The 24,822-nt window shown below is 42.9% G+C and carries 20 protein-coding genes; 10 read left to right on the top strand and 10 right to left on the bottom strand.

All coding sequences use genetic code 11. The annotated features are described in order from the left end of the window. Positions 1–204, bottom strand: a 204-nt coding sequence (locus tag F8S12_RS41425; RefSeq protein WP_230968580.1) for a hypothetical protein, incomplete at its 3' end; no start/stop codon positions are given. Positions 205–325: 121 nt separating this feature from the next. Between F8S12_RS41425 and leuD the strand changes: the two genes are divergently transcribed. Together leuD and F8S12_RS39090 are read left to right on the top strand one after the other, a co-directional pair. Beyond that, complete coding sequence (gene leuD, locus F8S12_RS39095; RefSeq protein WP_196521664.1) at positions 326–934, top strand: 3-isopropylmalate dehydratase small subunit; 609 nt, start codon at positions 326–328, stop codon at positions 932–934. Between the two features lie 679 nt (positions 935–1,613). Beyond that, the gene (locus tag F8S12_RS39090) at positions 1,614–8,252 is read left to right on the top strand and encodes a HAMP domain-containing protein (RefSeq protein WP_196521663.1); all 6,639 of its coding nucleotides are present in this window, start codon (positions 1,614–1,616) and stop codon (positions 8,250–8,252) included. A 172-nt stretch (positions 8,253–8,424) separates the two neighbouring features. On the opposite strand, the gene yhdJ is transcribed toward F8S12_RS39090, so the two are convergent. Continuing rightward, a complete protein-coding gene (gene yhdJ, locus F8S12_RS39085; RefSeq protein WP_196521662.1) occupies positions 8,425–9,315 on the bottom strand; it encodes an adenine-specific DNA-methyltransferase in 891 nt (296 codons plus the stop codon). Between the two features lie 57 nt (positions 9,316–9,372). Beyond that, positions 9,373–10,602 carry an MFS transporter gene (locus tag F8S12_RS39080; RefSeq protein ID WP_196521661.1) on the bottom strand — a complete coding sequence of 410 codons (1,230 nt, stop codon included), beginning with the start codon at positions 10,600–10,602 and terminating at the stop codon, positions 9,373–9,375. A 173-nt stretch (positions 10,603–10,775) separates the two neighbouring features. Here F8S12_RS39080 and F8S12_RS39075 point away from each other — a divergent pair, with 173 nt between their 5' ends. Beyond that, a complete protein-coding gene (locus F8S12_RS39075) occupies positions 10,776–11,513 on the top strand; it encodes an aspartyl/asparaginyl beta-hydroxylase domain-containing protein (RefSeq protein WP_196521660.1) in 738 nt (245 codons plus the stop codon). Between the two features lie 241 nt (positions 11,514–11,754). Here F8S12_RS39075 and F8S12_RS39070 read toward each other — a convergent pair whose 3' ends face one another. The 4 genes from F8S12_RS39070 to F8S12_RS39055 all read right to left on the bottom strand — a co-directional run bounded on the left by F8S12_RS39070 (position 11,755) and on the right by F8S12_RS39055 (position 17,020). Continuing rightward, complete coding sequence (locus F8S12_RS39070; RefSeq protein ID WP_196521659.1) at positions 11,755–13,035, bottom strand: aminotransferase class I/II-fold pyridoxal phosphate-dependent enzyme; 1,281 nt, start codon at positions 13,033–13,035, stop codon at positions 11,755–11,757. A 138-nt stretch (positions 13,036–13,173) separates the two neighbouring features. Beyond that, positions 13,174–14,247, bottom strand: coding sequence for an aromatic ring-hydroxylating oxygenase subunit alpha (locus F8S12_RS39065; RefSeq protein WP_196521658.1), 1,074 nt, complete (start codon positions 14,245–14,247; stop codon positions 13,174–13,176). Positions 14,248–14,352: 105 nt separating this feature from the next. Beyond that, on the bottom strand, positions 14,353–15,306 hold the full coding sequence (locus tag F8S12_RS39060) for a cupin-like domain-containing protein (RefSeq protein ID WP_196521657.1): 954 nt from the start codon (positions 15,304–15,306) through the stop codon (positions 14,353–14,355). Next, positions 15,296–17,020: a GH3 auxin-responsive promoter family protein gene (locus tag F8S12_RS39055; RefSeq protein WP_196521656.1), complete on the bottom strand. Its 1,725-nt coding sequence runs from the start codon at positions 17,018–17,020 to the stop codon at positions 15,296–15,298. The genes F8S12_RS39060 and F8S12_RS39055 overlap by 11 nt, the downstream gene beginning before the upstream one ends. Positions 17,021–17,533: 513 nt before the next feature. On the opposite strand from F8S12_RS39055, the gene F8S12_RS39050 reads away from it, so the two are divergent. From F8S12_RS39050 to F8S12_RS39035, 4 genes are all read left to right on the top strand, one after another. Further along, on the top strand, positions 17,534–18,037 hold the full coding sequence (locus F8S12_RS39050; RefSeq protein ID WP_196521655.1) for a sterol desaturase family protein: 504 nt from the start codon (positions 17,534–17,536) through the stop codon (positions 18,035–18,037). Positions 18,038–18,228: 191 nt separating this feature from the next. After that, positions 18,229–19,047: an acyl-CoA desaturase gene (locus F8S12_RS39045; protein ID WP_196521654.1), complete on the top strand. Its 819-nt coding sequence runs from the start codon at positions 18,229–18,231 to the stop codon at positions 19,045–19,047. A 121-nt stretch (positions 19,048–19,168) separates the two neighbouring features. Beyond that, the gene (locus tag F8S12_RS39040) at positions 19,169–20,317 is read left to right on the top strand and encodes a GNAT family N-acetyltransferase (RefSeq protein ID WP_196521653.1); all 1,149 of its coding nucleotides are present in this window, start codon (positions 19,169–19,171) and stop codon (positions 20,315–20,317) included. Beyond that, a complete protein-coding gene (locus tag F8S12_RS39035) occupies positions 20,314–21,285 on the top strand; it encodes an NAD-dependent epimerase/dehydratase family protein (RefSeq protein ID WP_196521652.1) in 972 nt (323 codons plus the stop codon). Before F8S12_RS39040 ends, F8S12_RS39035 begins: the two co-directional genes overlap by 4 nt. Here F8S12_RS39035 and F8S12_RS39030 read toward each other — a convergent pair. The 3 genes from F8S12_RS39030 to F8S12_RS39020 form a co-directional block, all read right to left on the bottom strand. Beyond that, positions 21,279–21,470 carry a hypothetical protein gene (locus F8S12_RS39030; RefSeq protein ID WP_230968578.1) on the bottom strand — a complete coding sequence of 64 codons (192 nt, stop codon included), beginning with the start codon at positions 21,468–21,470 and terminating at the stop codon, positions 21,279–21,281. The genes F8S12_RS39035 and F8S12_RS39030 overlap by 7 nt on opposite strands. A 5-nt stretch (positions 21,471–21,475) precedes the next feature. Beyond that, the gene (locus F8S12_RS39025; protein WP_196521651.1) at positions 21,476–21,949 is read right to left on the bottom strand and encodes a type II toxin-antitoxin system VapC family toxin; all 474 of its coding nucleotides are present in this window, start codon (positions 21,947–21,949) and stop codon (positions 21,476–21,478) included. 413 nt (positions 21,950–22,362) lie between these two features. Next, positions 22,363–23,010: a pentapeptide repeat-containing protein gene (locus tag F8S12_RS39020; protein ID WP_196521650.1), complete on the bottom strand. Its 648-nt coding sequence runs from the start codon at positions 23,008–23,010 to the stop codon at positions 22,363–22,365. Between the two features lie 158 nt (positions 23,011–23,168). Between F8S12_RS39020 and F8S12_RS39015 the strand changes: the two genes are divergently transcribed. The 3 genes from F8S12_RS39015 to F8S12_RS39005 all read left to right on the top strand — a co-directional run. Next, positions 23,169–23,318 (top strand): hypothetical protein, encoded by a 150-nt coding sequence (locus tag F8S12_RS39015; RefSeq protein ID WP_196521649.1) that lies wholly within the window; start codon positions 23,169–23,171, stop codon positions 23,316–23,318. Between the two features lie 206 nt (positions 23,319–23,524). Continuing rightward, positions 23,525–23,806: a hypothetical protein gene (locus tag F8S12_RS39010; RefSeq protein WP_196521648.1), complete on the top strand. Its 282-nt coding sequence runs from the start codon at positions 23,525–23,527 to the stop codon at positions 23,804–23,806. A 195-nt stretch (positions 23,807–24,001) separates the two neighbouring features. Next, positions 24,002–24,822 (top strand): leucine-rich repeat domain-containing protein (locus F8S12_RS39005; RefSeq protein WP_196521647.1); only part of this gene is annotated, 821 nt, incomplete at its 3' end.

Raw genomic sequence — 24,822 nt, 5'->3', positions numbered from 1 at the left:
TGCATCGACGTGCACCTTAGTTGCATCGACGTGCACCTTAGATGCATCGACGTGCACCTTAGATGCATCGACGTGCACCTTAGTTGCATCGATGTGCACCTTTGTTGCATCGATGTGCACCTTAGATGCATCGACGTGCACCTTAGTTGCATCGACGTGCACCTTAGATGCATCGACCTGCACCTTAGATGCATCGACCTGCAAAAATTAACTTACCCTATATTACGCAGTAACTCTAAAAGATTTGTATGTACACGGTAGCCTGTTAAGAGAGGGGTTACGCGAAATCTCTAACAGGCAATCATTTAAGTGATAAATAAAGTTTATGGTCAGTGAAGTTAAAACAGTCTCAGGGCATGGTATACCGTTAGTCGGCAATGATATAGATACCGATCGCATCATTCCCGCTCGTTATTTGAAAGCCATTACCTTTGATGGGTTAGGCGAAGGCGTGTTTATTGATGACCGAACAGCACTCAAAGGTGAACATCCCTTTGACCAACCGCAGTATCAAGGAGCGAAAGTTTTAATAGTTAACCGTAACTTTGGCTGTGGTTCATCGCGGGAACACGCACCCCAAGCGATCGCTAAATGGGGAATTCAAGCTTTAATCGGTGAAAGCTTTGCAGAAATCTTTTTTGGTAACTGTGTGGCAATGGGTATACCTTGTGTGACAGCCGATGCTGTTAGTGTTAAACAACTGCAAGAATTGGTAGCTGCAAATCCTCAAGCCGCCGTGACAGTGAATCTGGAAACTTTGCAAGTGCAGATTAGTGATTACATTGCCTCAGTTGCGATCGGGGAAGGTACTAGAAGCACATTTATTTCTGGAACTTGGGACGCTTGCGGCCAGTTAGTGGCGAATGCTGACCAAGTTCGGGCGACGGCTGCAAAATTACCCTACGTGAGTTGGAGCAATTTAGCCGCGAGTTAGTATTCTCTCGTCTCTTGTTGCTTGGCTCTGCCGGCTACGGTGTACACACAAGTCGAAAAAAGCTCGATTTATCATTATTCTCTCGTTCCCATGCAGAGCATGGGAATGACTGATTAGAGGCTCTGCCTCCAGTCAGACATTGAGCCAGAGACTCAATGAAGGCATTCCCAGGCGGAGCCTGGGAACGAGGAGACTCAATGAAGGCATTCCCAGGCGGCAGCCTGGGAACGAGGAAAGCCTTCGTGACCAAGCCTTGCTGCTTTTTACTTTAACTGTTGAAAAATTTTTATTTCCCCCGTTATCATAAGGATTAGTACGCATTATTGATGCAAACTTGAATATTGAGTACTTAAAGGTGAACTTAATTGTCATCTCTACAATCAGAAGACTATTCTGGTTATTCAACCTAAACAAGCTAACTTCACAGTAAAAATAATCGCCCTCAGTCAAGAAATGGGTTTGAACCTGACTTTACGAGCCTTTGTGCTTAGTAGAGTCAGCAGTGAGGAGATTTGGCAGCTAAATAAATAGATACGCCAGCCTAATTACATTACCGAAATTTGTTGCTATGGCGAGTAACAGAAAAACCAGCAGCACTAAATGAAAGTTACAATCAACTTTCTGCTTTGATTAAATTTTTTTAACCACAAAAAACCAGGAAATTCTTAGAGATTAAGCTATGGCAACCGAACAGTTGACTAGAGACAACGACAATCTAGATTTAAATCAGCTACTAAGAACGCTAAATGCTGTCAAACAGGGTAATTTCTCTGCTCGGATGCCCATAGATCATACTGGTGTGGCGGGAAAAATAGCTGATACGCTCAATGATATTATTGATCAAAATGAGCGGATGGCGGCAGAGCTACAGCGAATTGGTAATGTTGTCGGTAAAGAAGGCAAAATTGTCGAGCGCGCCTCTCTCGGAGATGTTCGCGGTTCTTGGTCAGATTGTGTTACTTCTGTCAATACTCTAATTACAGATTTAGTTCAACCGACAGCCGAAACCACGCGGGTAATTCGGGCTGTAGCTAATGGTGACTTATCCCAAACGATCGCTACAGAAATTGACGGCAGACCCTTGCAAGGTGAGTTTCTCCAAACTGCTAATATCGTCAACACGATGGTTGATCGACTTGGTTCCTTTGCATCGGAAGTTACAAGGGTGGCGCGTGAGGTGGGAACCGAAGGTAAATTAGGCGTTCAAGCTCAAGTGCAAGGTGTTGCCGGGACTTGGAAAGATTTGACTGATAATGTTAACTTGATGGCGGGTAATCTCACCGGACAAGTTCGCAATATTGCCGAAGTAGCAACTGCGATCGCTAACGGTGACTTATCGAAAAAAATCACTGTTGATGTCAAAGGCGAAATTTTAGAACTTAAAAACACCGTCAACACGATGGTAGATCAGCTTAATTCCTTTGCAAGTGAAGTGACGCGGGTTGCTCGTGAAGTGGGAACTGAAGGTAAATTGGGCGTACAAGCAGAAGTTAGGGGTGTAGCAGGGACTTGGAAGGATCTTACAGACAACGTTAACTTGATGGCAGGGAATTTGACCGCCCAAGTCCGCAACATTGCGGAAGTGACAACGGCGGTAGCTAACGGGGACTTGTCTAAGAAAATTACTGTTGATGTCAAGGGCGAAATCTTAGAGTTGAAAAATACCGTCAACATCATGGTAGATCAACTTAATTCCTTTGCATCGGAAGTAACAAGAGTTGCCCGTGAGGTGGGTGCAGAAGGAAAATTAGGCGGTCAAGCAGATGTCCGGGGAGTAGCGGGAACGTGGAAAGACCTGACCGATAGTGTGAATTTCATGGCGGGAAGCTTGACGGGACAGGTGCGAAATATCGCGGAAGTGACAACGGCGGTAGCTAACGGCGATTTATCCAAGAAAATTACTGTTGATGTCAAAGGCGAAATTCTGGAGTTGAAAAATACTATCAACACGATGGTAGATCAACTTAATTCCTTTGCAAGTGAAGTAACAAGAGTGGCGCGGGAAGTGGGAACGGAAGGTAAGCTTGGCGTACAAGCTGAAGTTAAGGGTGTAGCAGGGACTTGGAAAGATTTAACTGACAACGTTAACTTAATGGCAGGTAATCTTACCGGACAGGTGCGAAACATCGCCGAAGTTACCACCGCAGTAGCTAACGGCGACTTATCTAAGAAGATTACTGTTGATGTGAAAGGCGAAATTTTAGAGTTGAAAAACACCGTTAACATCATGGTGGATCAACTTAACTCCTTTGCAAGTGAAGTAACACGGGTGGCGCGGGAAGTAGGCGCTGAAGGTAAGTTAGGTGGTCAAGCCGAAGTTAAAGGCGTGGCTGGAACTTGGAAAGATTTAACTGATAGTGTAAACTTCATGGCGGGAAGTTTGACGGCACAGGTGCGGAACATTGCCGAAGTCACAACAGCCGTAGCAACTGGTGATCTCTCTAAAAAAATCACAGTTGATGTTAAGGGCGAAATTCAGGAACTCAAGAACACTATTAATACAATGGTGGATCAGCTTAACTCTTTTGCATCAGAAGTCACAAGGGTTGCCCGTGAAGTGGGAAGTGAGGGCAGACTAGGTGTACAGGCTGAAGTGCGCGGCGTGGCTGGTACTTGGAAAGATTTGACTGATAGTGTGAATTTCATGGCGGGAAGCTTGACGGCACAGGTGCGAAACATTGCCGAGGTCACAACTGCGGTGGCAACAGGCGACCTTTCTAAGAAAATCACCGTTGATGTGAAAGGTGAAATACTGGAGTTGAAGAACACGATCAACACAATGGTAGATCAACTCAGTTCCTTTGCATCGGAAGTAACGCGGGTAGCGCGAGAGGTGGGAACTGAGGGTAAATTGGGTGTGCAAGCGGATGTCAAAGATGTTGCTGGGACTTGGAAGGATCTCACCGACAGCGTGAACTTCATGGCGGGAAGCTTGACGGCGCAGGTGCGGAATATTGCCGAAGTTACGACTGCGATCGCTAATGGTGACTTATCTAAGAAAATTACTGTTGGTGTCAAAGGCGAAATTTTAGAGTTGAAGAATACCATCAATATAATGGTGGATCAACTAAACTCCTTTGCATCGGAAGTAACGCGGGTTGCCCGTGAAGTGGGAAGCGAGGGTAAACTAGGCGTACAAGCAGATGTGCGCGGCGTAGCTGGAACTTGGAAAGATTTAACTGATAGCGTGAACTTCATGGCAGGAAGTTTAACGGCACAGGTGCGGAACATTGCCGCCGTTACTACCGCCGTAGCGAATGGCGACTTATCTAAAAAAATCTCCGTTGATGTCAAAGGTGAAATCTTAGAGTTGAAAAACACCGTCAACACGATGGTAGATCAACTAAATTCCTTTGCGAGTGAAGTAACGCGGGTGGCGCGGGAGGTGGGAACTGAGGGTAAGCTGGGTGTACAAGCCGAAGTTAAAGGTGTAGCCGGTACTTGGAAAGATTTAACTGATAGCGTGAACTTCATGGCAGGAAGTTTGACGGCACAGGTGCGGAACATTGCCGAAGTGACAACGGCGGTAGCTAATGGCGACTTATCCAAGAAAATCACCGTTGATGTGAAAGGCGAAATTCAGGAACTCAAGAACACCATTAACACAATGGTGGATCAGCTAAATTCCTTTGCATCAGAAGTTACCAGAGTTGCCCGTGAAGTGGGAACCGAAGGTAAACTTGGCGTGCAAGCTTACGTTAGAGGCGTGGCTGGAACCTGGAAAGATTTGACAGACAACGTTAACTCAATGGCGGGGAACCTCACCGGACAAGTTCGCAACATTGCGGAAGTTACCAAGGCGGTAGCTAATGGCGACTTATCAAAGAAAATTACCGTCGATGCCAAAGGTGAAATTTTAGATTTGAAGAATACAACCAATACGATGGTTGATCAACTCAGTTCCTTTGCAAGTGAAGTAACGCGGGTGGCGCGAGAAGTGGGAACTGAAGGGAAGTTGGGCGGACAAGCGCAAGTGCAAGGTGTAGCGGGGACTTGGAAAGATTTGACAGACAACGTTAACTCAATGGCGGGGAACTTAACAGCCCAAGTGCGCGGCATTGCTAGAGTTGTGACGGCGGTTGCTAACGGCGACTTGAAACGAAAACTGATGTTAGATGCTAAGGGAGAAATTGAAACCTTAGCAGAGACAATCAACGAGATGATTGATACCCTAGCAACCTTTGCCAATCAAGTAACCACAGTGGCGCGGGAAGTGGGAATTGAAGGAAAGTTGGGGGGACAAGCGAGAGTTCCTGGGGCGGCTGGAACTTGGAAAGATTTGACAGATAACGTTAACGAACTTGCTGCTACACTTACTACCCAGTTGCGAGCGATCGCAGAAGTTGCTACAGCTGTAACCAAGGGTGATTTAACTCGTTCAATCGCCGTCGAAGCATTAGGGGAAGTAGCAATCCTCAAAGACAACATCAACCAGATGATTGCCAATCTGCGGGAGACAACGCAGAAAAACACCGAACAAGATTGGTTAAAAACTAACCTAGCTAAGTTTACCCGAATGCTCCAAGGGCAGCGAGACTTAGAAACTGTATCCAAACTAATTCTCTCAGAACTAGCACCCTTGGTAGGAGCGCAACATGGCGTATTCTTCCTGATGGACTCTTTTGATAATACATCCTATTTAAAACTAATTAGTAGCTACGCTTACCGCGAACGCAGGCATCTAGCTAACCGCTTCAACTTGGGTGAAGGTTTGGTGGGACAATGCGCTTTAGAAAAAGAGCGAATACTGCTGACAGAAGTACCAAATGATTATGTCAGAATTGCCTCTGGTTTAGGAGAAGCAACGCCACTGAATGCCGTAGTGTTACCTGTGCTTTTTGAAGGACAAGTGACAGCAGTCATTGAATTAGCATCCTTCCGCCGTTTTAGCGAAATTCATCTGACATTCTTTGACCAGCTTACCGAAAGTATAGCGATCGTTCTCAACACGATCGCAGCATCCATGCGAACTGAAGAATTACTTAAACAGTCGCAATCTTTGGCTGAAGAATTACAAACCCAGCAAAATGAACTCCGCGAAACCAACAAGCGCTTAGAACAACAAGCCCAATCACTCAAAACCTCGGAAGATTTACTCAGAGGACAACAAGAGGAGTTGCAACAAACCAACGCTGAGTTAGAAGAAAAGGCTGAGTTGTTAGCTATGCAAAAGAAAGAAGTAGAGCGGAAAAATAGCGAAATTGAACAAGCAAGGCTGTCTTTAGAAGACAAAGCTGAACAACTCGCCCTTTCTTCAAAATACAAATCAGAGTTTCTCGCCAATATGTCCCATGAACTGCGGACACCGTTAAACAGCTTGTTGATTTTGGCGAAGTTGTTGACAGATAACATTGATAACAACCTCACTACCAAACAAGTCGAATACAGCCAGACAATTTACTCAGCCGGTACTGACTTGTTGACGTTAATCAATGACATTCTGGATCTCGCCAAAATTGAATCTGGAACGATGTCAATTGACATGATTCAAATGCCATTGACAGAATTGGCCGAACAGATTGAGCGCACCTTCCGACAAATAGCTCAAAGCAAAGGACTTGGCTTCGCAATTGAATTTATTCCCGAATTGCCAATTACTATTTATACAGATGTCAAACGCTTACAACAGGTGTTGAAAAATCTCCTCTCCAACGCTTTTAAATTTACAGAGCGAGGCGAGGTACGCTTGCAGATTGCGGTGGCGCAGCAAGGGTGGAGCAACGATCAAGAAAGTTTAAATCGCGCCCAGCATGTCATTGCCTTCTCAGTCAGCGATACAGGCATCGGCATTGCTTACGACAAGCAGAAAGTGATTTTTGAGGCATTTCAGCAAGCCGATGGCTCTACTAGTCGAAGATATGGTGGCACCGGATTGGGCTTATCAATTAGCCGCGAAATCGCCCGCCTCTTTGGTGGAGAAATTAAACTAATCAGTCAACCCAGTCAAGGTAGCACGTTTACATTCTACCTACCACAATTTAGTGCTGAGTCTAGATCGACACTACCCAGCACTCCTTACCCAGCACTCAGCACTCCTTACTCAGCACTCCTCACTCAGCACTCCTCACTCCTCACTCCTCACTCAGCACTCAGTCCTCAGTACTCAGCCCTCCTCAATGACGATCGCGCTACTATTGAAAAAGGCGATCGCGTGTTGCTGATTGTCGAGGATGACGTTAACTTTGCGCGTATCCTCATAGAGATGGCGCAACAGCAAGGATTCAAGGTGATAACTGCCCAAAACGGCAGTACAGGTTTGGCGATGGCGCAGCAATTTCTGCCTTCAGCCATTTTGCTAGATATCAGGTTGCCAGAGATGGATGGTTGGACGGTATTGGATCGGCTGAAGCATAACTCAACTACGCGTCACATTCCCATACATATTATGACCGTTGAGGAAGGGCAACAGCGGAGTTTGCAATTAGGAGCGATCGCATATCTGCAAAAGCCCCTAACTAGCGAGACAATATCGGAGGCGTTAACTAAAATTAGAGGTTTTGTTGAGCGTCAGGTAAAAAATTTGCTGGTAGTCGAAGATGATGACACTCAACGGCTTAGTATCGTGGAGTTGATTGGCAACAGCGATGTTTGTACCACTGCTGTTGCCACAGGTGCAGCAGCCCTAGAAGCCATTCGTTCGCAGCATTTTGATTGCCTCGTCCTCGATTTAGGGCTACCGGACATGACAGGGTTTGAACTAATCGAGCAGATAAAACTTCTACCTAACGGTAAAACTTTACCAATTATTGTCTACACTGGTAGAGAAATTAGCAAAGCTCAAGAAACAGAACTGAGGCGGATTGCAGAGACAATCATCATTAAAGATGTGCGATCGCCCGAACGTCTCCTTGATGAAACAGCATTATTTTTACATAGAGTCCAGGCAAATTTACCTGCACCCAAGCGACAAATCCTCGAACAACTGCATTCACAAGATTACTTACTCGTCGGCAAAAAAGCCTTAATCGTAGACGACGATATGCGTAATATCTTCGCGCTGACAAGTATGCTGGAGCGTTATCAAATACAGGTTTTATACGCTGAAAACGGCAGAGAAGCGATCGCTATATTAGAAACTACACTAGATATTGATGTCATCTTGATGGACATAATGATGCCAGAAATGGACGGTTATGACACAACACGCCTAATCCGCCAAAACGAGCAATTTAAATCCTTGCCGATTATTGCACTTACCGCCAAAGCCATGCAAGGCGATCGGGAGAAATGTATTGAAGCCGGCGCATCAGACTACATTACCAAACCCGTAGATACTGAACAACTGCTTTCGCTCTTGCGCGTTTGGCTATATCGTTGATACTACTGTAACCAAAGTCTGTAGAGACGCGGCAGCAGCATCTCAGTTTTGCAAATATACCAGATGAGAAAACAGATTCTTGCTCCCTCTCCTTAGTAAGGAGAGGGTTGGGGTGAGGTTTTACAAAGCTTTTTACGAAAGTGAGATGCTCCCGACGCGGCAGCAGATAAAGTCAAACGTTCAAACTATCAGCATCGAAAAAGCTTCCCTGTATGGCGTTTATTTTTTGCCCGTTTTTATTTTTCCTAATATTGTTCTTTTGCGGAGATAATAACTTTTCTCCCTTGTATTCTTTCCATCCTAGAACACGTCTAAGACCAATTTTAAGATATTCTTCTTGAGATTCTATGCTGATAGAAATCCGCCCTAAGCGTTTTGCCACAGCAGCAGATGTAAAAGTTCCTGCAAATGGATCAAGCACAATACTACCCTTGTCAGTACTTGCAAGAATAATTCTCTCTAATAATGATTCTGGTTTTTGTGAGGGATGATTTTCATATTCTTCCATGCGATATCTCACACGAGAAAAATACCATACATTACCAGGGACTTTTTCTGTATTGTATAGGCTTGGAACGGTTTTCCTGTAATCAATCAACTTCCGCTTTGCGCCTGTTTTTGCTTCTATTTTAATATCAGTTGAGTTGAAAATATAATTGCTTTTATCTTTAACACAATGAAGTATTGGCTCATACATTGAGCCGAAGTATTTTGTTGCTTGAACTCCCGAACTATCGTAATGCCATACAATTCGGCTAAGAATTACCATTTTCTGCCTTAAGTAAAGGTCAAAGTATGGCATAGCTTGAGTGCTTGTCATGACATATAGAGTTCCATTTGGCTTCAATATCCGAATACATTCATCAAGTAATTTATATGCCCACTTTGCATACTCTTCCTCAGACTCCCATTTGTCGTAGAAATTTGAAAACCGCTTTCCTATGTTGTAGGGAGGATCGATAAAAACAATATCTACAGATTCAGAAGAAATCTCACTAGACAAAATATATAGGGCATCGCCATGAAATATAGTATGTCCCTCGTCCTCGTATCGTTCAAACATCTACCATTTATCTGAAAATAACCCAAAGCCCACATGTAGAGACGCGATAAATCGCGTCTAACGTTCGATTTGTCGTTGTAAAGCAGGTAATTCAAAAAAGAACCAAACAGCAGCAACAATACATAACACTCCACCAATGAAAACAGTTTTAGATGCTCCAATCTGACTGGATAATACTCCCATCAAAAGACTGCCAATAGTTCCCATCCCAGTAAATGCCATGATGTAGAAACTAGAAACTCTAGCACGCTTTTCCTCTTGAACCACCACTTGAATCAAAGCATTCCCAGCACTCTGCTGTAACAGAAACCCAAACCCTCCGATGAACATTGCGATTAGACTTATCAAAAGTGTCTGTGATGCTCCAAGCATCACTAAAGCACAACCACATAGAATAGGCCCTAATCCAATCAACTGACTCAGCCTTTTCAGACGTGTCTGTGTACTTATATACAGCGTAGATAGTAATGCTCCTGACGCAGCAGCAGCACTTAAAAAGCCTAAAGTGACTGCATCTCCGTGCAGTACATCCTTTGCAAACAGTGGTAGCAGAGTTGTAGTACCAGACACCAACATACTGACGAGAGCCACTTGCAGTAGCACTATCCGAATTGGCAGGAAGTTCATCACATAACGAATCCCTTCCTGTAATCCTTGTCGAAGACGCTGTGGTTTTGTAAAAGGATACTTTTGTGGTGGTAACTGCATTAATGACAGCCCTGCCAGAATTGCCAGAGAACTTAAACTATCAATCAAAAAGCACATTCCAGTCCCTACACTGGCAATCACTACCCCTGCTATAGTAGGAGCAATCATCCGAGCCAGACCGTAGATGGAAGAATTCAGCCCTACGACGTTACTTATATCTTGGGAGCGATCTACAAATTGGACAATTAAGGAATAACGGGTAGGAATATCAAAGGCACTAATACAGCCAGTAATAAACATGACAATGAGTAGTTCCCAGGCTTGAATATTGTCAGTAAGTATTAGTAACCCTGTAAACAAAGACACAAACATGAAGAGGATTTGAGTGACAAGCAGGGTATAATAACGATTCCATCGATCTACTAATACCCCAGCCACAGGGAGCAATACAAAAGTAGAAAATTGGTTAACGAACTGGACTCCACCAAGCCAAGCAGCAGAATCGGTTAGGGTATAGACTAACCAGATTAGTGCCGTCTGAGCCATGAAACTGCCCACAACAGAGATACTATGTCCAACAAAATAGAGTCGGAAGTTTCTCGATTGGAATGCTCTCCAGGGATGGCGTGAGTTATCCATTTGGTATTTTAAACTAAGGTATTTACTACTAAAATTTAATATTTAGTTAATAATAACAATTTCTAACCCCTTCTTCCGTGAAAATATTTATGCAATGTTCAACTTTACAGATATTTTATAATATCCCTAAATAGTGGTTAAATCAATTTTGGTAAGACAACTAATTTTAAAATATGAAAGCAAATAAAAATTTCGTCAATTTAATTGTTCAAAGCCCAATTATTAAAAAGCTAGAGAGTTTGGTTCCCAAGTATTCTTTAGTTGGAGATTCTATTTTTTTTAGCACAGACCAGTTTCCTTGGGCTAAAGAACTGGAACTGAATTGGCAAGTTATTCGTCAAGAATTGGATTCAGTTCTCCAGTACACTAATGAGTTGCCAAATTTTCAAGATATCATGCCTCGCCAACAAAATATTACTCAGGATGATGGCTGGAAAACTTATTACTTTTACGCCTTTGGCTTCAAAGCAGAAAAAAGTTGCCAAAGGTGTCCTGAAACCTGGAAGCTTTTAAAGGAAATTCCCGGACTGAAGGTAGCATTTTTTTCTGTTTTGTCTCCTAGAAAGCATATCCCCGAACACCGAGGTAAGCATAAGGGGCTGATTCGATATCATTTGGGGCTGATAGTGCCAGAACCTAAATCTGCCTGTCGAATTCGGATTTGTGATGAAATTGCCTACTGGCAAGAGGGCAAGAGCTTGATTTTTGATGATACATTTGCCCACGAAGTTTGGAATGATACAGACGGCTATCGCGTGGTGTTGTTCCTAGACATTGCTAGACCTTTTCGGTTTCCTTTCTCTGTAATAAATTGGCTCGTGTGTCAGATACTAACCTTATCACCGCTTGTTCAAGAAGCTAAATCTAATTACAAAAGCTGGGAGAGCGAATTTGAAAAGATTATGAAGTAATATCATGGCTCCCCAACACCATTGCCTCGCTGTTGTAGTAAGTGGTGTTGCAATACTGTTCGGATAAGATCCCCCCGCCTGTGGCGACCCCCTTAAAAAGGGGGTAAAAGAGATATTAGCCCCCCCTTTTTAAGGGGGGTTGGGGGGATATTCGAGGAATAAATACGTTAACCGAACTGTATTGAGTGGTATTGGGGAGCAAAGAAGATTAAATTTTTACTTTTAACCTTTTGCAAGTCAACTATGCACTAATTGTTGATTTGTACAACAAGTTGCGAGTTGCTACCATCCCTGCAACTAAACGCTCCATATCCTCTCGCGTATGGAGGGCATTAACTGTAATCCGAATCCGGGGTTTAGCAACAAACCAAATCGGAGATACCCAAATACCGTGGTCTTCCATGATTCGTCTACCAAACATCTTGGGGTTAATTTCTGTTGGTAAAAGAACTGGTACAACATTAGTTTCGCCAAGAGCAACAAAGCCATGTTCAGCTAGGCGCGATCGCAAATACCAAGTGTTATCCTGAAGTTGTTTTACCCTTGCCGGAAATTTGCGAACCTGACGGATACTCTCCAACGCCGCAGCAGTCATTGGTGGCGGCAAAGAAATTGTCCCAATGGAAGTTGGAGAAACATTTAAAAGTGGTTTTAACTCTGCAACATGGGTACTAATGGCTGCTCCGGCTGAGGCGGCAAACTTAGAAAAAGTTGTCATAATCAACGGCACTACACCCCGCTCAATCGCCTGAGACGGTACGAGTCCAAAGTGTTCATAAATGCCTCTGCCAGTTGCGCCAATTGCGCCGCTAGCGTGTGCCTCATCCATCACGAGTACGCTGCCTTCATAATTGTGCAGCACATCCAACATCCCTGGCAGGGGTGCAATATCACCATCCATAGAGAATACCGCATCAGAGACAACCATAATGCGATCGTTAGCCCTGGCAGACCGATGCAGTTTGCGAGCTAAATCCTCTACATCACAATGACGGTAGGCTTTAACTCGGACGCGCGGACTATGACCAAACACCTTACCGGAACGAGTTCCAGCATTAACAATTGCTGAAACAATACAGCCATGATTGAGAACATCAGTCAGAATTAAAGTCTCTCGCGTATTTTGAAATCCTGGAACTGGAATTGCCAAGTGACAGAAAGCATCCATCAAGGCTTGCATTGCCATCCAGGCATTCATGAATAGCTGTGTGTGGGGCAAATGCTTAAAAGCTGAAATTTCATCCTCTAGTTCTTGATGTAAGGCAATCCGCCCGCTTAAGACGGAGCAAGAACTATTGGAGGTTCCATACTTGAGAATAGCAGCGATCGCAGCTTGCTTGACAGCTTCTTCTTGAACTAATCCTAAGACATCATTGGTGCAGAAGTTAAGAACTGTTCGACGCTTACCAGTTGCGGCTTCTTGGATCTCAACTAAATTGCCCTGTTTTTCATGACAAATGTACTCGTCTGGATCGAGTTCACTCGTGTACCAGCGCTGAACATATTCTTTGATAATTTCCACAAATTTACTTCTCTTACTTTCTTTAAGATGGTATATGTCCTCTAGTGTGCAGCATACTTGAGGTGTTGTATCTCTGCTATCTATTTCTTTAAAATAAAGTATTCGCTGACACAGTTAAAGCTAGGTTTGTCTTTTTTCCTACTTACCATTAGGCTGCTCTCGACTAAATTTTTGCGTGAATTGTTCATACTGGCCAATAGTTACTCGCTGGAGAGCAATGATCGCCGGGTTGATTTCTACATAATGCCGTTGGGGATTAGCAAGATATGTTTTATGCTCGCTCTCAACCATTTCGATGTCTTGGGTAAGAAATTTCAAAAATACGAAATGTCGGATGAAGTTGGCTAGTAGTGGTTTAAGCGGTTGAAGTATCCATCTAGGAAGGCGAAGTTTGAGAAACAGGAGAGAAAACGAACGAGTTTCAGTTGGACTGACTGGTAGTCGCATCAGGTACAGAGATGAAACACCCTCAAGGAAGTGGTGATAGTGAGGGTAAGAGTATTGGATTGAAATAGTACGGGTGGCAATTTTATCACTTTGTTCACTTAATCCTAAAAACTTAGTGAAAGAACCTTGATAAGAGACTTTATATTCAGTAAAAACTGATGCTTCTGTCGCTTGCAAGTTTGTTAGAACTGGATCAAACCAGCCCTGTAATTCTTGGTGTAAAAACCCATGAAATACATCTATCGTGTTTTCATTGCACATGGAAAAATGAGCTTTGAAGTATGCAGTAATCGGTACTATTAACCAATCAGAATCTGAAAATTCTGGAATTTCAGGTAACTGACTCATAAGAGACAAAACCGGATCGCCTGGAAAAATCCAAATCAGGTTGTATTTTTCCGCGACTGGATAACTGTGGACTTGAGCGCAAGGAAGTTTTTGCTCTTGAGGAAAGTAGGGAATGTTGACGCATTCACCACTGCCATTAAATTCCCAGCCGTGATAACGACAAGCAAGGTTACATCCTAGAACTTTACCCTTGTGCAGTTCTACGCCCTTGTGGGGACAAGCATCTTCTAAGGCGTGCAATTGATTATTTCGATCGCGGTAAAGAGCGATCGCCTGCTGCCAAATCTTCACAGCCAGAATCTCACCGGCCTTAAGTTGGTTTGCCCAAGTAACAGGATACCAGTAATTTGGGTTAATACCTACTTCTCTGATCTGTTTTTGAACTGTCTGGCTTTTGAGGACTGCGGCTAGTTCCATTTGCTTGTACCTCTACTGCTTGTTTGATTTGTGAAATCATTTCTTCTATGGCCAAATTCAGACGAATTTTTCTAGGTTTTAAGAAAAGTAATTTATTGTTCACTTTTATAACATTTGCAAAATTTTACTGATTTTTTGTTTTCTATCACTGCTAAAAATGGCTATTCCTATGCTCACTAAAGTATGTGGTAATCCAAATAAAAATCCCAGAAAGTTACGCCATCTACTCCAAGAAAATATAGCCCTTGAAGTCGGATATACGCGCCAGAATCGATTAACTGAACATACCATTTCATTTCCCAATGCTGTGACTTCATGCCACCAACCCGCAGGAATATAAAGAACTTCTCCTGGATTGAGTATTACTTCATATTTGTGTAAGAGTGCTTCCTGAAATTTAGGAAATGTTTTTAAATCTGGGTTTTCTGGATAAACTTGACTAAACCAAGAACGCAATTTTAAGCCATGAAATAAATGTACATAAAGCGGAAATGGATAAATATTGTTCAATTGAGACGGTGGAAAAAGGACAATTTTTTTCGATCCATGTAGTTGCATCAGTGTCCCGTCCCCTGTATCATAATGTAAACATTCGACATGGCTTCCTGGACCAATCCAAAGATTTAAGCCACTAAGAGGTCTTTTTAAACCAAGTTGCTCCCCAACACTGTTTAAAGAATCTGTATTAGCAAGAGGTGTGTTTTTAATCGAACATTTAGCTAAATAAATGTCGTTTTTTTGTGCCTCATGGTTCCGCAACAGATTTGCATAATCTGTAAATGACATAATTTTGGCTTCTACTCCACTACCAATATTTGCCCATTTGCGTTTATCTTGATTATACCTTTCATGTCCGTAAAAACGCGCAACAAATTTCTGTTCGCCTAATTTATCACAAAGATAGTCTAGATTCCAGTCACACTCTTGAAGTAATCCAGTGATGACAACGGGGATGCCATTTTTTTGATATGATTCAACAAATTTTTTTAATGTTAGAGATGAGAAATTGATTTCTTCTACTCTTTTGGCTACGTTATTTAATTTAAATTTAGTTTCCATGTTTCAAGGTTTCCATTGTTTGCTCAAAACTATCGACATCCTGAGGCATTCTAACTTCATATTGAACTGGCAAATCAACAAGAAACTTCCGATCCTCACTAATGTGAGGAAATTTGAGTTGGCAATCTGGCATTCCCTTTTGCAAGTAACGTTGCCGCAGGATAGCGAAGCTGCCAGGAGCTAAAATCCGCAGTCGGGGAGGAGGCACTAAATCTCGGCGCTCAACTTCGTAGGAAGTATGAATTTCTTTAAGTTTGTTGTCAAAGCTAGTCAGGAAAACTTGGGGATTGTTAAGTATATCATCAGGGGCAAGTTCAATGTTTACCAAATAGTGAGCCGGAAAATTATTCTCGGACAAAGTAATACAGAAATCTTCTAGAGATAAGTTGAAATCTCGTTGCAGAGCTTGCATTACCTGTGTTGCATGAAATTCTGTGGTCTTTTCAGTGATTGAAGAAAGCAGTCCGCCTCGACGGTGACGGAAAACAATTAAGGGAGTTTGTTCGTAAAACCCTAGAACTTCTACAACATCACCAATATCGTAACGATAGAATCCACTGTAGTTGGTTGTGAGGATGCGATAGCGATCGCCTACTTTGACTTCATTCGCTAGTAGTGTCTTGGGATGCTCTATTTCCCACTGATCTTCGGGAATAAACTCAAAAAAGCCTGCCTCGATCGCTAGGATACTGCCATCTTGATTAAGGTTGGGGTAAATGCTAAATACGGCTTCTGACGCTGCATAGACTGCGCCAAATTCCGGCGTATCTCCGAAATAGGTAGGAAATCGTTCAAAATAAAAATCTGATGTTCCCCCGCGTGAGGTGGTAACAAAGGATAAATTAGGCCAAACATCTTTGGGGAGCAGTCGGCCTTCTGAGCGTAAGATTTCTCGTAATTGAGTAGCTCGTTTGGGATCTGGCCAGCATCGCCGCTCTAATTTTGCCCGCAGTTCTGGTTCCAATTTCAACCAACTAGCGATCGCTCCTTTATCTATGTCTTGGATCAATTCTTCGCCATAGCGTTCCAAATAGCTGCAATTACGCAAAATCAGCATCGGAAAACTTCCTGCCATCCCTCGCATTGACTTCTCACGCAAGGCAAATAGTAGACAAATATAATGACGAGCTAAACTATCAGATGCCTCTAAAACCTCATAAGGGTGAGCAAATAATTGTTTGAACAACAACTTATTCAAGTGGAGATCACCGGAACCAGCTGATCCATAATTAATACCACCATTGGTAGTCCCTAGAAATTGCACTGATTTTGTCAATAATACTTTGCCCAACTCCAGCCCCCGCATTGACAGCGCCTCGCTTAAAAAGCCAAGACTTGTCAAATGAGCCAATCGCAAATATTTCTGAGTTTGCTGGGTGACAGGAACCAGTTTCTTTTTTCCAGTCGAACCACTGGTTAGAACAATATAAACTACAGGCTCAGTGGTGAGAATGTTTGCTTCCCCTTCAGCAATGCGTGTGATGTAGGGTTCATAGCTGCTGTAAGGTAAAACTGGAATTTGCTCTCGAAATTGATCGATAGTTTTTATATCTTTGAGTCCAAATTCCCTACCTAGTACAGTATTTTCATGTGCCAGCAACAGTTTACGTAAGAACTGCTCTTGCACTGCACTGACTTGACGAGTTTTTCTGACAAAATTTGCTTTGAAGTATCTGGCAGTCTGGGTTAAAAGTGAAAATAATGGACTTGGCATTGAGGTTTAACAAAAGTTAGAGCTTTTTGACCAAGATAGGATAACTGATAAAACTTGGCTTTATTTAGTTTAAGTAGGTGTGCGTAAATAATTCAAGGTTTGTAGTAAGGGCTGAAGCCCTTAGAATAGGGCTTCAGCCCTTGCTACCAGCCAATTTAATTAATTTTATATTGTGTAATCCGATTATCTATGAGGTTGCATAGAACAAGGGCTTAAGCCCCTTATCTCACCAAGCCCGATTTTGTGCAGTTTCACAAATAATTTGTATAGCATAGTTTTATTTATTCTTGCCCACTTACTTAATGCTATCTGGATTTAACTACTGCTTTGGATCAGCAGTAATACAGTACTACGGGTAATTATTTATTTAAACAGATATTAAAGCTACTTAAAACAGTTGACACAATCATCTAGATAACTAATAATATCTTCACAATTGCTTCATTTTTTGTAAAAAATAATTCGTAGTAAAAGTGATAGGTTAAATTTGAAAACTTGTAAGGAAGAATACTCGTGTTTCTTCTAGGAAAACTTTCCGTTGGAATCGCCTGTTTTACTCTCGCGTTTGTCTTCGCGAGTTTAATAGAATACTTGCTACATCGCTTAATGCATATTTCGCCCCGGATTGGCAAACGTCACCGCGATCATCACTCTCGCAATGAGGGACAAGGGGTGCTGTGGGAGTTTCGGGACTATATCAAAGGTAGCCTTGTAGTACTATTTGTGATGTTTTTCCAGTCTTGGGAAGCAGGAATCGGTTGGTTACTGGGTGGATTAGTTTACGCTGCATTTTCAGCCTATGCTCATCAGCTACAGCACGACAATCCAACTAAATGCTTCTGGATGAAGATGCCCGTTCACTACGTGCATCATAAGTATAATATGTGGCATCATAATTTTGGACTAGGAGTAGACTGGTGGGATCATGTTTTTGGTACATACAAGTCTGTAGAATGGCTGACAGAAGAGGAACTTAAACAACCTGAACGGGGTTATTTCCAACTCAGGTGGAGGTAAATATTGTGAAGAAGAATTCAGAATGCAGAATTCAGATTTTAATTATTTAGCAGAAGCAAAAGCTCTTTTGTTGCCAGTCATCAGCATTCTGTCAACTAGTTTTTACATCACTTAACCAACCTCTTGGCGATGTCTACGATGGTCACTGGGCTACGCCTACGCATCTGCTCTTTTTCTATAATATAAACTTCATGACAATTGCAGTTTCTAATTCACCTTGTCCTCGTTGGAATGTAATTTTATTTACAGTTGCACTGCACCTGGCAGCTTTATTGGCACTGATTCCCAGCAACTTTAGTTGGGCTGCTATAGGTGTGGCAGTATTTTTGCATTGGATAACGATTAGTTTAGGAATTTCATTAGGCTTCCATCGCTTGGCGAGTCATCGGAGTTTGCAAACTTCCAAATTCCTAGAATATTTCTTGATTCTCTGCGGCACGCTAGCAGGTCAAGGAGGAGTTTTCGGTTGGGTAGGCTATCATCGATCGCATCATTTGCATACAGACAAAGAAGGTGATCCTCATAACTCCAATCAGGGTTTTTGGTGGAGTCATATCAATTGGTTAATGCATGATGTTCCCATGAGATCACAACTTCCTTCTTTGACCAAAGATGTTGCCAACGATCGCTTTTATCAGTTCTGCCACAAGTATTACATAATATTACAGGTAGGTTTAGCCGTCCTGCTTTATTTCTTAGGGGGCTTCCCTTTCGTGGTTTGGGGGATTTTTGTCCGCTTGTTTGTTGGTTTTCACGGCACTTTTTTTGTGAACAGTGCTTGTCATAAATTTGGCTACAAAACTTATGATACTGGCGATCGCTCGACAAATTGCTGGTGGGTTGCCTTAATAAGTTACGGTGAAGGTTGGCATAATAATCACCACGCTTTTCAGTATTCCGCTCGTCATGGTTTGCAGTGGTGGGAAATTGATCTTACGTGGACAGCGATTCAAATATTACAAGCATTCAGACTAGTTGATAAGGTCAGGGTTCCACCGAAACAGTGCTAAGTTGGTAAAAACTAAAACAATGCTGTTAGCGGATAGCTATGGTTTAGTCCGTGCTTGTAATTGCTCTTTCAAGAAAGATCCCCAGTTATGATTTGCCCTCAATGATGTTAATTCAAAAACCGTGATTACTCAAACAGCAACATTTGAAATTTGTCCTGTCACATCCACAGCACACCACAAAATGTTTCTGGATGTTCCAGCGCGGATTTATGCCAACGATCCCCACTGGGTGCCACCGATCCTTGATAGCATTGCGAAGCAGTTTACACCGACTAATCATTTCTTGAAGTACGGTAAACTACAACAATTTATTGCTATATCTGAAGAAGCAAATGGTTCTCAGGCAGTTGGACGGATTGTTGCGGCAGTTAATCAACGCTTGATAGACCGTGAAGGTGAAAATGTTGGTTTGTTTGGTTTTTTTGAATGCGTTGAAGATTTTACCATTGCCCAAGCTCTGTTAGATACTGCTTGTCAATGGTTGCGATCGCAAGGTATGACGATAGTTCGTGGCCCGATTGATTTTTCCACCCACAACAACTGTCTATTTTTAGTTGATGGATTTGACTCACCGTCAATGGTGATGATGCCCTACAACCCGCCCTACTATCCAGAGTTTGTGGAGCGAGATGGGTGGCATAAAGCCAAAGATGCTTATGCTTATGATTTTCCATTAGATAAACCCTTACCAGGGGAATTTGAAAAAGCTTATCGAATTGCTTGTAAATCTGGTATTAGCTTTCGCCCAATTAGAACAAAGGGTGATGGATTTGAGCAAGATGTTAAGAGCATGTATCAGCTTTTTAATACTGCTTTTGCTAGTAACTGGAGTTCCACCCCGCGAAGCGAGGCAGAATTTTTGGAAGAAGCTAGAGACTTGCAAAACTTGGTAGATCCTGATGTCTTTCCAATCGCGGAATACAATGGCGAAATGGTTGGCTTTTGGATGGGTTTACCTGACTACAATATTCCCCTCAAACACGTTAACGGTAAATTGAACTGGCTCGGAATTCTCAAATTTCTGTGGTATCGCCGTCAAATTGATCAAGTACGAGTCATTGCCATTTGCTCACTACCGGAATATCGTCGAAAAATGCTGTCTCTAGCCTTGATTTACTTGGGAATGCAAGGGGGAATACAAAAGGGCAAACCCTATAAAAGGGCTGAACTTTCTTGGGTCTTTGAAGATAATTTCCCTTCGCGCAAATTAATCGAAGCAGCTGGTGGCAAGATTTATAAAACCTATCGAATTTACGAAAAAGCTCTATGAAAGCACTAGTTACTGGAGCCAACGGATTTACAGGTTCCCACTTGGTGCAAGCTCTACAAAAGCAAGACAATACTGTTGTTGGTTTAGTACGTAAATCTAGCAATTTAGAACGTCTATCTAATTGCAACATTCAATTGGTTTATGGTGATATAACTGATCGGGATGCACTGCGCGCTGCTATGACTGGCATAGATACAGTTTTTCACACTGCTGCATACGTAGAGCTAGGAATTGTCAACGAAGCAGAAATGGAGCGGGTGAATGTTGAAGGTACGCAAGCGGTGCTGGAAGTAGCCCAAGCAGTGGGTGTATCTAAAGTGGTTTATTGCAGCACCATTGGAATATTTGGGGATACAAAAGGTCAAGTTGTCAATGAGACTTTCCAAAGAACACAGAGCGACTTTTCTTCTGCTTACGATCGCACTAAATACCAAGCTCAACAATTAGTAGATCAATTTGTCAAAAATGGTCTTTCTGTAGTCAGCATTCTTCCTTCGGGAATATTTGGTATAGATGACCCTCATTTTGGTTCCGTCATACAGCTATTTCTGAAAAGAAAACTAAAGGTGTGGGCAGGTGGCGATCGCATTACTGGCATTGTCCATGTAGATGACCTTGCCTCAGCGATGATTCTAGCAGCAGAAAAAAGTCAATCAGGAGAGTATTATATAATTTCTTCTGGTGATTTAAGTACCCGCGAAATGTTTAAGATTCTCTCACAAGCAACAGGTATTCCAGTTCCTCACGAAGTTCCAGAATTCTTAGTAAGACTTGCGGGAAACTTACTCAATCCGATAGGTGTTCTTCTGAGATGGCAACCACCTCTTAGCCGAGAGCGTGTTCACTATATTTATGATCGTTGTGTTCGAGTCGATGCTACCAAAGCCAACAACGAACTTAACTGGTATCCCCGCTCAATATCAGAAACTTTACTTGAGCTAATCGATTGTGTTTCGCATCATCACTGACTATTTTTCCTCCGTCCGCTCCAACGTTTTGTTGGACTACACTTTGGCGACAATTTTACGATTTCCCAGCCACTTTCAACTTGCTGTTTCTGCAAATCCGCAAAAATTGCGTCCAAGTTATGGTTGAACAACTTAGCGTATTCTTCACGAATTCGGTGAATTTCTTCTACAATTTCGTCTTGCAATATAATTAATCTCCCAAAAATTCATAAGGTGTACAAAGGATTGGTAGCTCATAATCAAAATCAAGACTGATCTCTGCTAACTTTCCCTGAATTTGAGCATTGGCAATATGTTTACAGTTCCACGTTAACAGATAATCTAAGCCGTGAACGGTAGCTGTTGCAATATGAATAGCATCGATATCAGCTTTTGGCGGAAGATTGCTACGAGCAAGGAACTGTGCGGCTAAGTCTCGCACAGCCTGATTGATTTCTAGTAATTGAAAACCACGAAGTATCTCTAGACGTTGAGCAGCAACCTCCGTATCTCCCTTGGCTACTTCATTCAGAACTGCCTGGGATATGTAAAGCACAAAATCACTTCGACGCGAGTCCCACCATTCTTTTGTAATTTCTATGTTCGCTGCCAAAATCAGATTTCTGGTTGATCTTGCTGTCAGGTAGCCCAGGATACTCGTTTCAATATAGACAGTTTCGCTCATATAGAACGGGTTGATAGCCTTTTCATCTAACCCATACTATCGCTTGTTAGGCTCAGTACATATTTAGACTGTGTACTAATAAAAAAATTTTTGAATAAATGGTTACTCAACTCTCGAAACACTCATCCTCAAATTCTGTATTTCCCTTCGTGATATCCACCGATCTTTGCCCACGGAGGATTTTTCTGGCGTTGCATAATTGAAGCATAAATTTGAACTTAGGCGTAGCCCGTCGTAGCGATCGCTATGCAATGTCCAAGATGTGCATCAACTCATAACCTATGCAATGTCCAAGATGTGCATCACACTCATAACCGCAAGAATAGCAAAACATCTGCTAAACAGAATCACACATCGGTTAATTTTACAGAGTGCGTAAAGGAAAGATTATGTGATTGTGTCTGCAACCTCAATTATTGATAAATTGTACCATCAGGCATAATTGCCCCAGCTAAGTTAGTACCAACTAATTTAACTAGAAGGCGTTCGCCAGAGCGAATCCGCGCTCCCGTTAAGTCGGCTCCCCGTAAGTCGGCTCCACTGAGATCCGCGCCAATCAAATTAGTAGCGCGTAAATTCGCCTCCCTAAGATCAGCTAAAAGTAGGTTAGCCCGAAACAAATTTGCTTCAGACAAATTCGCTCCTCTAAGGTTGACTTTGTGCATAAAAGTGTCGCTGAGATTAGCGCCACTCAAATTGGCATAACTGAGATTTCTGCCAGATAAGTCTTTATTGCTCAAATTTGCCCGACTGTAATCTTTGCCACTCAAGTCTGAGTTTTTCTTTGCTGATTGATGAGGTGTTTGAGATGGTGTTTGCTGTTGAGACGCCGGTGAGTGAGATGTGGTTGGATGTTTGGTTTTGAGAGAGCGCAGTTGATCACGAGCTTCATTTATGGCTTTAAGCTTATCTAGTGCTTTCTGGTGTAAGCGGAGATTGTCTTTGGGAATGCGATCGGGATGCCAAACAAAAACTAAATCTTTATAAGCCTGGTTCACTTCCTCAAGTGTTGCTCCAGGCTCTAATTCCAAAACTCTATAGTATCGATCCAGATCGCTCATACGGCATTTTGGTGGACAACCAATTTAATTATGAGTGATGCAGCTGTCTGTTCGCTGTATCTTTTGTTATTTGTCATTAGTTAAGGCTTTAAAATTCTTCCTCTGCTACACGGTAATTGCTACAAGGGGGAGGCAGCGCGGTCTTGGGGGTTTCCCCCATGAGTGACTGCCGTGGGAACCTCCAAGGTTCTGTTTACCCTTGGTGTTGGCGGAGCGATCGCCGTAACCCGATGATGGTGGATACTATTTTTAAAATTGCGCCTTGCAACATGAGTTTGTGGTATGGCTATTTTTCACTTGTAGCTTAAAAATTGTATAGCCTATTTCAGATATCTGATCACCTGGTAACTTTCTAGATTGAAGCTGTTCGATAATTGGCTGGATGATGAATGTCTCACGCAAAGGCAAGGCAGCGCGTTGCGGGGGTTCCCCCTGTTGTAGCGACTGCCGCGCAAAGACGCAAAGGGAAATCTATAAAATCATTCCGCATTTATATATACAACGCCTACAATTCGTGTTCCAAGGTGCAAGTTTTGGGTTTGGAGGTGAAGCGATCGCCTTTTTTACTCGACAATTGGTGTTAAAAGGTTCAACTTCCGAGTTCGGAGGTGAAGCGATCGCTCTTTTCACTCGACAACTCGTGTTCAAAGGTGCAAGCTTCGAGTTCGGAGGTCAAGCGATCGCTCTTTTAGCTCGACAATTGGTGTTCAAAGGTAAAACAATTGCTCTTTTGACTCGACAATTGGTGTTCAAAGGTGCAAGCTTCGAGTTCAGAACTGGAATGATAAAGCTTTGAGGTCAAGTGTAGACGTGCAGAGGCTTGTCATTACCAACATCTTTATAAATTTTCTGCTTCGTTGCTATCCTGCCTTGGAATAAATATTGCCTCAATGCAATCCTTGATCCAGGCTACATTATTAATTAGCTCAACTTTTCTGCTGCGCGTCCAAGCAGCAACTCGTCGTCAGGCATCACCTCCATAAAACCCGAAATGACTAACGAAGAACTGCTGCAAATTATTGAACAAGCTGCCAGAGACAAGGTGACAAAATTAGACCTTTCTGGGAAAGGTTTAACAACGCTGCCACCGGAAATTGGTCAACTCACTAACCTGCGATCGCTCGACCTCACCTACAATCAACTGAGCAGTCTGCCACCGGAAATTGGACAACTCACCAACCTACAAACGCTCGATCTGGGCGGTAATCAACTGAGCAGTCTGCCACCGGAAATTGTCCAACTCACCAACCTGCAAACCCTCAACCTCAGCAGAAATCAACTGAGCAGTCTGCCACCGGAAATTGTCCAACTCACCAACCTGCAAACCCTCGACCTCAGGATTAATCAACTGAGCAGTCTGCCACCGGAAATTGTCCAACTCACCAACCTGCAAACCCTCGACCTCAGCATTAATCAACTGAGCAGTTTGCCACCGGAATTTGGACAACTCACCAACCTGCAAACCCTCGACCTCAGGATTAATCAACTGAGCAGTCTGCCACCGGAAATTGTCCAACTCACCAACCTGCAAACCCTCCACCTCAGCAGTAATCATCTGAGCAGTCTGCCACCGGAATTTGTCCAACTCACCAACCTGCAAACCCTCCACCTCAGCAGTAATCAGCTGAACAGTCTGCCACCGGAAATTGTCCAACTTACCAACCTGCAAACCCTCGACCTCAGCTACAATCAACTGAGCAGTCTGCCACCGGAATTTGGACAACTCACCAACCTGCAAACACTCGACCTCAGCAGTAATCATCAACTGAACAGTCTGCCACCGGAATTTGGACAACTCACCAACCTGCAAAC

This window comes from Nostoc sp. WHI (assembly GCF_015714725.1).
In the GTDB taxonomy this organism is placed as follows: domain Bacteria; phylum Cyanobacteriota; class Cyanobacteriia; order Cyanobacteriales; family Nostocaceae; genus Nostoc.
This window is presented reverse-complemented; position numbering and strand designations above follow the sequence as displayed.